This window comes from Pseudomonas sp. (genome assembly GCF_050739655.1).
Classification (GTDB): domain Bacteria; phylum Pseudomonadota; class Gammaproteobacteria; order Pseudomonadales; family Pseudomonadaceae; genus Aquipseudomonas.
In genome coordinates this window covers 1-5135 of sequence record NZ_JBOIBY010000459.1, presented here as the reverse complement: position 1 = coordinate 5135, position 5135 = coordinate 1, and the positions used below count along the sequence as shown (strand labels likewise).

Annotated in this window: 5 protein-coding genes; 1 reads left to right on the top strand and 4 read right to left on the bottom strand. The window is 60.6% G+C overall.

Features of this window, described 5'->3' with window-relative positions; genetic code table 11:
• Positions 1 to 71: 71 nt before the first annotated feature.
• Positions 72 to 1184, bottom strand: a complete 1113-nt coding sequence (locus tag ACRESJ_RS21990; RefSeq protein ID WP_431759795.1) for an enoyl-CoA hydratase/isomerase family protein — start codon at positions 1182 to 1184, stop codon at positions 72 to 74.
• A 132-nt stretch (positions 1185 to 1316) separates the two neighbouring features.
• Between ACRESJ_RS21990 and ung the strand changes: the two genes are divergently transcribed.
• The gene (ung, locus tag ACRESJ_RS21985) at positions 1317 to 2009 is read left to right on the top strand and encodes a uracil-DNA glycosylase (protein ID WP_431759794.1); all 693 of its coding nucleotides are present in this window, start codon (positions 1317 to 1319) and stop codon (positions 2007 to 2009) included.
• 86 nt (positions 2010 to 2095) lie between these two features.
• On the opposite strand, the gene ACRESJ_RS21980 is transcribed toward ung, so the two are convergent.
• From ACRESJ_RS21980 to ACRESJ_RS21970, 3 genes are read right to left on the bottom strand one after another with little or no spacing between them, the layout of a single operon-like run.
• Entirely contained in the window at positions 2096 to 3136 is a 1041-nt protein-coding gene (locus tag ACRESJ_RS21980; RefSeq protein ID WP_431759793.1) for an AbrB family transcriptional regulator, read from the bottom strand.
• Positions 3129 to 4643 carry a tripartite tricarboxylate transporter permease gene (locus ACRESJ_RS21975; protein WP_431759792.1) on the bottom strand — a complete coding sequence of 505 codons (1515 nt, stop codon included), beginning with the start codon at positions 4641 to 4643 and terminating at the stop codon, positions 3129 to 3131. The genes ACRESJ_RS21980 and ACRESJ_RS21975 overlap by 8 nt, the downstream gene beginning before the upstream one ends.
• A 1-nt stretch (position 4644) precedes the next feature.
• Positions 4645 to 5103, bottom strand: coding sequence for a tripartite tricarboxylate transporter TctB family protein (locus ACRESJ_RS21970; RefSeq protein ID WP_431759791.1), 459 nt, complete (start codon positions 5101 to 5103; stop codon positions 4645 to 4647).
• Positions 5104 to 5135: the final 32 nt, after the last annotated feature.

The following is a 5135-nucleotide window of genomic DNA, read 5'->3' as shown; positions in this document are numbered from 1 at the left end:
TCACCTAAGGTATTGACTGGCACACCGCTTTCGCGAGCAAGCCCGCTCCCACATTTGCTTTTGTGCGGATCTTAATATTCCGACAAATCCGCCAACGGATGCCGACCCTCCCAAACCTTGTGGAAGTGCGCCTCCACCACGGCCTCGGGCACATGGTTGATGTCCGGCCAGTGCCAGTGCGGCTTCTGGTCCTTGTCGATCAACCGTGCACGCACACCTTCGCTGAACTCCGGATGACGGCAGCAATTGAGGCTCAGGGTGTATTCCATCTGAAAGACTTCGGCCAGAGACAGGTGGCGAGCGCGGACGATCTGTTGCCACACCAGATGAGCGGTCAGCGGCGCGCCTTCGCTCATGGTCCTGGCGGCGCGACTGAGCAGCAGGTCGGTGTCATCGCGCAATGGACTGATGGCCTTCCAGGCGCAACGCACATCACTGACATCCAGCAGTTCATCGATGCGCTGACGTCGCGGCAGCCACTGCGGCTCGGGCAACTGCGCGACGGCTTTCTGTTGTAAGGCCTTGAGCAGACTGTTGAGCTGCATCGGCGTCTGTTCCTGCCAGTTCAACTGCAACAGGCCTTCGATCAGCTCTTCCTGTTGTTCGTCGAGCAGGAAACGGTCGGCCAGGTCCAGATCGATCGCATCGCGAGCGTTCATGTGGGCACCGGTCAGCCCCAGGAACAGCCCAAGCTTGCCGGGCAGGCGCGACAGGAACCAGCTGGCGCCAACGTCCGGGTACAGGCCGATGGTGATTTCGGGCATGGCCAGCCGACTGCTCGGCGTGACAATGCGGATGTTCGCCCCTTGCAGCAGGCCCATGCCGCCGCCGAGCACATAACCATGGCCCCAACAGATCAACGGTTTGGGATAGGTGTGCAGGCTGAAATCCAGGCGATATTCCGCCGCGAAGAAATGCGCGGCCAGAGGCGGCACTTCGCCGGGATGGGCACGACAGGCTTCCACCAGGCTACGCACCTCACCACCGGCGCAAAAGGACTTGGCGCCGTTGCCGCGCAGCAGAACGCAGACGATTTGCGGTTCCTTTGCCCAGGCATCCAATTGATCGTGCAGGGCGCTGATCATCGGCAAGGACAGGGCGTTCAGCGACTTTTCGGCATCCAGTGTGGCAATGCCGATGCGGGCGCCTGCGGTACCGGTGAGTTCTTCGAAGTGCAGATTCATCATGACCTCGATCGTGAATTTGAGGGTTAAGTATGATCGCTGTGTGGGAAAGTGCCGGATCTGTGTCTGACCAATTGACAAGTGTGGTGCGCTTTCCTAGGGTGCGGCCCATTGTTTTTGCCGGATGTGACCATGACTGCTGATGACCGTATCAAACTCGAACCGAGCTGGAAGGAGGCTCTGCGTGCCGAATTCGACCAGCCCTACATGACAGAGTTGCGAAACTTTCTGCAACAGGAGCGGGCGGCCGGCAAGGAGATCTATCCACCGGGCCCGATGATCTTCAATGCACTCAACTCCACCCCGCTGGACAAGGTCAAGGTCGTCATCCTCGGTCAGGACCCGTACCACGGCCCGGGCCAGGCCCATGGCTTGTGCTTCTCGGTACAGCCGGGCGTACCCGCGCCACCCTCGCTGGTGAACATCTATAAGGAGTTGAAGCGCGACCTGAACATCGACATTCCCAACCATGGCTACTTGCAGAGTTGGGCCGAGCAGGGCGTGTTGATGCTCAACACCACCATGACCGTGGAACGCGCCAACGCCAATGCGCACAAGGACAAGGGCTGGCAGTTCTTTACCGACCGGATCATTGAAGTGGTCAGTCAGCAGCAGCCGCATCTGGTGTTCATGCTGTGGGGCGCACATGCCCAGAGCAAACAGAAACTGATCGATGCGACCAAGCATCTGGTGCTGACCTCAGTACACCCATCACCGCTGTCGGCCTATCGCGGCTTCCTGGGTTGCGGGCACTTCAGCCGGACCAACAAGTTTCTGGAGCAGAATGGCGAGTCGCCGATCGAGTGGCGTTTGCCGCCGATTTGAAATGCATCGCCAGCAGGCTGGCTCCCACAAGGAACATGTGAACCCTGTGGGAGCCAGCCTGCTGGCGATGAGGGCGACTCGGTCTATCAGACTGAATCCGGGTCGCGATTCCAATACTTGAACAACGGCTCCGCCAAAAACAGCACAAACAACAGCCGCATCACCTGCATCGCCGTCACCAAAGGCACCGACAGCTGCAATGTCTCCGCCGTCAGGCTCATTTCCGCAATCCCGCCGGGCATCATGCCCAACGTCAGTGAGCGCAGGTCCAGATGCGTCAGCGCACTCAAGCCGAGTGCCGCCACCGTCGCAATCAACATCGTCAGCACCGTGCCGATCAAGGTTCGCCCCATGAACGACGGCGCACGCCGGAAAAACTGCCGATTGAAATGACAGCCCAGGCCGCTACCGATCAGCCATTGGCCAATCTGACTGCCGCCGTTGGGCAAGCTGATGTGTAAATCCCAACCAATACTCACCGCCGCACTGACCAGCAACGGCCCGAACAACCATGGGTTAGGCTGACGAAGACGTTCCCATAGCCAGGCCGCCAAAGCGCCTGCCGGGAATAGAGCGGCCAGCCACCACCAATTGACGGCGGCTGGATGAAAAGCCGGCGCGCCGTCACCCAGCAGATACTTGAAAGCAGCCGGCACACACAGCACCACCACCAGCACCCGCAGACTCTGGCCCGCGGCTACCCGGCTGAGCACCGCGCCATTGCGTGCGCCGAGGTTGACCATCTCCCCGGAGCCGCCGGGCATGCTGGAGAAAAATGCGGTGGCGCGATCTTCGCCGGTGCGTCGCATCAACCAGACCCCGACCACGGCGGACAGGCTGGTTACCAAAGCACCGAAGAAGATCAAACCGAAATGACTCAGCACCTGCTCCATCACCACTGGGGTGAAGTGCAGGCCGATACCGATACCGACGATCCACTGGCCGCACTTGCGGCCGCCAGGGATTTCCGCCAATTGCCAGGGTGTCAGGCAGCGTACCAGGATGATCGCCAGTAACGAGCCGACCATCCAGGGCAAAGGCCAGCCGACCTGGCTGGCGAGGTAACCGCCCAGCAGGCCGACCAGCGGTGTTCCCCACCAGGCTTTGAACGGTGTTCGATCAGACATCGGCGATTGCGCGGCGTGCAACCGAACGTTTACGCCAGATACGCAGCAACGGCACCAGCAGCATGACCACGGTCAGTACCCAGACACCGAAGGTGATCGGGCTCGACCAGAGGATCTCCAGCGCACCGTTGGAAATCGACAGGGCGCGACGCAGGTTCTGCTCCATCAGACCGCCGAGGATGAACCCCAGCAGTACCGGCGACAACGGGAAGTCCAGTTTGCGCAGGATGTAGCCGAAAATACCGATGCCGACCATCAGGAACAGGTCGAACGTGGTGGCGTGTACCGCATAGACACCAATCCCGGTGATGATCGCGATGACCGGCACCAGTGCCCAGTTCGGCACGGCGAGGATGCGGGTGAAGATGCGGATCATCGGGATGTTGAGGATCACCAGCATGATGTTGGCGATGAACAACGAAGCGATCAGGCCCCAGACGATGTCCGGTTGCTGTTGGAACAACAGTGGGCCCGGCGTGATGTTGTACAGCGACAGGGCGCCGATCATCACCGCCGTGGTGCCCGAACCTGGAACGCCGAGGGTCAGCATCGGAACCAGCGCGCCGCAAGCCGAAGCGCCGATGGCGGTTTCCGGTGCAGCCAGGCCACGCATATCGCCTTGGCCGAACGTGCCCTTGGTGCCGGCGATGCGTTTTTCGGTCATGTAGGCGACGGCGCTGGCCAGGGTTGCGCCTGCACCCGGCAATACGCCCATGATGAAACCGAACACACCGCAACGGATGTTCACCACGAACACCGCCGACGCTTCCTTGAGGTTGAACATCATGCGTCCGGTGGCTTTCACCGCTTCCTGGCCGCGATGGGTTTTTTCCAGCAGCAAGAGGATTTCGCTGACGGAGAACAGACCCAGCACCAGCACCACGAACTGAATGCCATCAGTCAGGTGGATATTATCGCCAGTGAACCGGTACACGCCGCTGTTGGCGTCGATGCCGACTGTCGACAAAAACAGGCCGATCAGCGCCGCAATAAACGTTTTCAGCGGACGATCACCGGCCATGCCGCCCAGGCAAACGATCGCAAACACCATCAGAACGAAGTATTCCGCAGGTCCGAAGGCAATCGCCCATTTCGCCAGCAGCGGGGCAAACAGCACCATGCCGCAGGTGGCGATGAACGCGCCGATGAACGAACTCCAGGCAGACAACGACAACGCCACGCCCGCCAGGCCTTTGCGGGCCATTGGATAGCCGTCGAGGGTGGTCATCACGGTGGAGGCTTCGCCCGGAATGTTCAGCAGGATCGAACTGATCCGGCCGCCGTATTCACAGCCCAGGTAAACGGCTGCCAGCAGAATCAGCGCCGATTCAGGCGGCAGGCCGAGGGCGAATGCGATGGGAATCAGCAACGCCACGCCGTTGATCGGGCCCAGACCCGGCAACAGGCCGACGACAGTGCCGATCAGGGTGCCGCAGAGTGCGGTCACCAGGTTGTACGGGCTCAGCGCGACGCCGAAGCCTTGACCCAAATAGCCAAGCGTATCCATATCAGTTCTCCAGAACGTCGAGCAGGCCCAGGGGCAGCGGCACGTCCATCAACTTGTCGAACAGCAGGTAGAGACCAATCGCCATCAACGTGGTGACGACCACGCTGGGCAGCCAGCGACCGCCATACAGGCGCGCCATGGGGATACCGATCAACATGCTGCTGAGGATGAAACCCAGGGGCTCGAACAGGCCGGCGAAGATCAAGAGCAGCAAAACGCAGATGCCGATCTTGTTCAGGGTTTCACGGTCCAGTTTCGGGTCGTCTTCGCTGTGCACGATCGGTGTCGGGCGAAACGCCATGTACAGCAGCGCGCACCCCATCAGCCCAAGCATCAGCAATGGAAAGGCCCGAGGCCCCACCGGTTCGTAGGAATATTCGGCCTGGTAGGGCCACGCCATCAGTGCCAGGCCGAGACAGACCAGTAGCAACACCGAGGCAAAAATGCGTTGTAAGAGCATGAGGAACTCCTGTGCCGCGGCCCCGCCAAACG

Coding starts and splice junctions, on each gene's coding strand:
- ACRESJ_RS21975 (WP_431759792.1), bottom strand. CDS start 4,643: ATGGATACGCTTGGCTATTTGGGTCAAGGCTTCGGCGTCGCGCTGAGC.
- ung (WP_431759794.1), top strand. CDS start 1,317: ATGACTGCTGATGACCGTATCAAACTCGAACCGAGCTGGAAGGAGGCT.
- ACRESJ_RS21970 (WP_431759791.1), bottom strand. CDS start 5,103: ATGCTCTTACAACGCATTTTTGCCTCGGTGTTGCTACTGGTCTGTCTC.
- ACRESJ_RS21990 (WP_431759795.1), bottom strand. CDS start 1,184: ATGAATCTGCACTTCGAAGAACTCACCGGTACCGCAGGCGCCCGCATC.
- ACRESJ_RS21980 (WP_431759793.1), bottom strand. CDS start 3,136: ATGTCTGATCGAACACCGTTCAAAGCCTGGTGGGGAACACCGCTGGTC.